Genomic DNA, 3,778 nt, shown 5'->3' on the forward strand with positions numbered 1-3,778 from the left:
CCGCGGACACGCACGACTTCGAGGCGCGGTACGTCGACGGGCTCGTCGGCCCGCTGCCGGAGGCGGAGGCGGTCTACATCGAGCGGTCGCCGCTGTCGCACCTCGACGGCTTCACGACGCCCATGCTGCTGGAGCAGGGCCTCGACGACGCGGTCGTTCCGCCGTCCCAGTCCGAGGCGGTGCGGGACGCCCTCGCCGCGAAGGGGGTCACACACGCGTACCTGGCGTTCGAGGGTGAGGCCCACGGCTTCCGGCGCGCCGAGACCATCGTGCGCGCGCTGGAGGCGGAGTACGCCTTCCTCGGCGCGGTGCTGGGCTTCGAGACGCCCGACGTGCCGCCGATCGAGCTCGGCTGATCGGGCGGCGCCGATCAGGCGACGGTGAACGGCGCCAGCCGGGCGGCGAGCCGCTCCCCCACGAAGGCGTGCAGCTCGGTGCCGTGCGGCCCGTGCTCGAGCGCGATCACGTGGCCGGACTCGTGCACGGCGGCGATGAGGTCGCCGCGCTCGTAGGGCACCACGGCGCGCAGCTCGACGGCGGGCATCGGCAGCGCCTCTTCGATCGCGGCGCGCAGTTCGGCGATGCCCTCGCCCGTGCGCGACGAGGCGAAGTAGGCGCCAGGCTCGAGTCCGCGCAGCACCAGCCGCGTGTCCTCGTCGACGAGGTCCGCCTTGTTGAAGACGACCATCTCGCGGACGCCGCGGGCGCCGATCTCCCCGAGCACGTCGCGCACGGTCCTCAGCTGCCCGGCCGGATCGGGGTGGGCGGCATCCACCACGTGCACGATGATGTCGGCATCCCCCACCTCCTCCAGGGTCGACCGGAACGCCTCCACGAGCTGGTGCGGCAGATTGCGCACGAACCCGACCGTGTCGGCGAGCGTGTAGATGCGGCCGTCGGCGGCCTCGACGCGGCGGACCGTGGCGTCCAGGGTCGCGAACAGGGCGTTCTCGACGAGCACGCCGGCGTGCGTGATGCGGTTGAGCAGGCTGGACTTGCCGGCGTTGGTGTACCCGGCGATCGCGACCGACGGGATGGTGTTGCGCTTGCGCTCGGCGCGCTTCGCGTCGCGCGCCGGTGCGAAGTCCTTGATCTGCCGGCGCAGCATCGCCATGCGGGTGCGGATGCGGCGGCGGTCGAGCTCGATCTTCGTCTCACCGGGTCCGCGCGAGCCCATGCCCGCGCCGCCGGCGCCGACCTGGCCACCGGCCTGGCGGCTCATCGAATCGCCCCAGCCGCGCAGGCGGGGCAGCAGGTATTCGAGCTGGGCGAGTTCGACCTGCGCCTTGCCCTCGCGGCTCTTCGCGTGCTGGCTGAAGATGTCGAGGATCACCGTCGTGCGGTCGATGACCTTCACCTTGACGACGTCCTCGAGCGCACGACGCTGGCTGGGAGCGAGCTCCGTGTCGGCGACGACGGTGTCCGCGCCCACCGCGGCGACGATCCCGCGCAGCTCCTCCGCCTTGCCGCGGCCGACGTAGGTCGCCGGGTCGGGGTGCGGGCGTCGCTGCAGCACGCCGTCGAGCACGACGGCGCCGGCGGTCTCGGCGAGGGCGGCGAGCTCGCGCAGGGAGTTCTCGGCATCCTCCGTCGCGCCCTGCGGATGCACTCCCACGAGCACGACGTTCTCCAGGCGCAGCTGCCGGTACTCGACCTCGGTGACGTCTTCGAGCTCGGTGGACAGGCCGACCACGCGGCGCAGCGCGGCGCGATCCTCGCGTTCCCATTGGCCGCCGTCGAAGGTGTCCGAGCCGGTCGCCGTCGCGTGTTCCTGCAGGGCCTGCGCCGGACCGAAACGGTGCACCCCCGCGTGCGAATCGGCGTTCAGCAGCACGCGCTCGACGGGGTCGGTGGGCTCCACGGGGGGTGTCGGCTCGATCAGAAGGCTCCTTCGATTGCACGCCGCATCCGATGAGGCGGCATCCGTAAACTCTAGCCTCACGCAGAGGGGTCGGGGTCCGCTACGCTCACACATATGCCGAGTGACCACTACTTCACGGCGTCACCGGCCAGTCCTGAGAGCCTGCGACGTATTCGGGTGCGTCTGCTGGACCGCGACGTCGAGGTGACCACCGCGAGCGGCGTGTTCAGTCCCGATCGCCTGGATGCCGGAACCCAGGTCCTGCTGGCCAATACGCCCGCCCCGCCGCCGGGCGGAGATCTGCTCGATCTCGGCTGCGGCTGGGGTCCGATCTCCCTGTGGATGGCGATGGAGTCGCCGCACGCGACGGTGTGGGCGGTGGACGTGAACGAGCGCGCGCTGGACCTCGTGCGCCGCAACGCGCAGGCACTCGGACTCGACAACGTGCAGGCGGTGACGCCCGACGACGTGCCCGACGACATCACGCTGCGGGGCATCCGCTCCAACCCGCCGATCCGGGTGGGCAAGAACGAGCTGCACTCCATGCTGGAGCGCTGGATCCCGCGGCTCGGCGAGCGCAGCGACGGCTGGTTCGTCGTCAAGCGCGACCTCGGCTCGGACTCCCTGCAGCGCTGGCTCGACGCGACGTTCGATGACGGCTACAGCGTGCACCGCGCCGCCACGGCCAAGGGCTACCGCGTGCTCAAGGTGCGCCGGCACGGCTCTCCGGCGACGGGCACCGTCCGCACGATCTGATCTGGCGCGTGCGCACGGGCCGCCCTAGGGTCGAGGCTGTGGACAGCAAGAACGGCCGCGTGCCCATCGAGCCGCAGCGGGTCGACGCCCCGCTCACCTCGTCGGCGGTGCTGCTGACGCTCACCCTCACCACGGCTCCGGATGCCGCCGCCCGCGTGCGCACGGTGCTCGGATCGCTGTCGGACGTCACGAAGAACGTCGCATTCCGCGACCTCGGCGCCGCCCTCGCGTGCACGGCCGGCATCGGCAGCGACGTGTGGGATGCCGTGACCGGCGCACCCCGACCCGCCGAGCTGCATCCGTTCCGCGAGGTGCAGGGCGCGGTGCACAAGGCGCCGCGAACGCCCGGCGACCTCCTGCTGCACATCCGCGCCGACCGGCGCGACCTCTGCTACGAGCTGGAGCGCCAGCTGCTCGATCTGTTCGGGGACGCGGTCGAGGTGGCCGACGAGACCGTCGGGTTCCGGTACTTCGACGTGCGGGACCTGCTCGGCTTCGTCGACGGCACGGCCAACCCCGTCGGCCCGGCCCTGCCGGCCGCGACGATCGTCGGCGACGAGGATGCCGCCGGTTCCGGGGGCAGCTATCTCGTCGTGCAGAAGTACGTCCATGCGCTCAGCGCGTGGCAGCAGCTGACGACCGAGCAGCAGGAGGCGATCCTCGGCCGCACGAAGTCGGACAACATCGAGCTCGACGACGCCGGCGTGTCCGACCAGAAGGCCCACAAGACGCTTGCGACCGTCACCGACGACGAGGGCGTCGAGCACGACATCCTGCGCGACAACATGCCGTTCGGCGCGCCCGGCCACGGCGAATTCGGCACCTACTTCATCGGCTACGCGCGCGAGCTGTGGGTGATCGAGCGGATGCTGGAGCGCATGTTCGTCGGCGATCCGCCGGGGATGCACGACCGGCTGCTCGACTTCTCCACCGCGCTGACCGGCGGCACCTTCTTCGTTCCGCCGGCGAGCATGCTGGACGCCCTGGCCGATTGACCCGGCGTCAGGCCAGCGCGACCTCGCCCGAGAACACGAGGGATGCCGGCCCGGAGAGCAGCACGTGGTCGCCGACCATCCGCACCCCGAGCACGCCGCCCGGCACCTCGACCTGCCAGCGATCGGGGGCGGCCGCGCCCGCCCACTCGCGGACGGCGAGCGCGGC

4 protein-coding genes and 1 pseudogene are annotated in these 3,778 nt (G+C 71.9%); 3 read left to right on the top strand and 2 right to left on the bottom strand.

Annotation, left to right across the window (positions count from 1 at the left end):
- Nucleotides 1-356, top strand: a 356-nt coding sequence (locus VJR25_RS12750; RefSeq protein WP_324115597.1) for an alpha/beta hydrolase family protein, incomplete at its 5' end; no start/stop codon positions are given.
- Between the two features lie 14 nt (nt 357-370).
- Here VJR25_RS12750 and hflX read toward each other — a convergent pair.
- Nucleotides 371-1,975: a GTPase HflX gene (gene hflX / locus VJR25_RS12755; RefSeq protein WP_414683784.1), complete on the bottom strand. Its 1,605-nt coding sequence runs from the start codon at nt 1,973-1,975 to the stop codon at nt 371-373.
- Here hflX and VJR25_RS12760 point away from each other — a divergent pair, their 5' ends adjacent.
- Both VJR25_RS12760 and VJR25_RS12765 read left to right on the top strand, forming a co-directional pair.
- Entirely contained in the window at nt 1,976-2,617 is a 642-nt protein-coding gene (locus VJR25_RS12760) for a class I SAM-dependent methyltransferase (RefSeq protein ID WP_324115602.1), read from the top strand.
- A gap of 38 nt (nt 2,618-2,655) precedes the next feature.
- Nucleotides 2,656-3,612 carry a Dyp-type peroxidase gene (locus VJR25_RS12765; RefSeq protein ID WP_324115604.1) on the top strand — a complete coding sequence of 319 codons (957 nt, stop codon included), beginning with the start codon at nt 2,656-2,658 and terminating at the stop codon, nt 3,610-3,612.
- A gap of 7 nt (nt 3,613-3,619) precedes the next feature.
- Here VJR25_RS12765 and VJR25_RS12770 read toward each other — a convergent pair.
- Nucleotides 3,620-3,778 (bottom strand): annotated as a pseudogene (locus tag VJR25_RS12770) (diaminopimelate epimerase); the annotation flags it as partial.

The sequence above is a fragment of the Microbacterium sp. genome (assembly GCF_035277845.1).
Lineage (GTDB): Bacteria > Actinomycetota > Actinomycetes > Actinomycetales > Microbacteriaceae > Microbacterium.

What these genes read in the sequence shown, in the direction of transcription:
- VJR25_RS12760 (WP_324115602.1), top strand. Translation starts at nt 1,976, where the DNA reads ATGCCGAGTGACCACTACTTCACGGCGTCACCGGCCAGTCCTGAGAGC.
- hflX (WP_414683784.1), bottom strand. Translation starts at nt 1,975, where the DNA reads ATGTGTGAGCGTAGCGGACCCCGACCCCTCTGCGTGAGGCTAGAGTTT.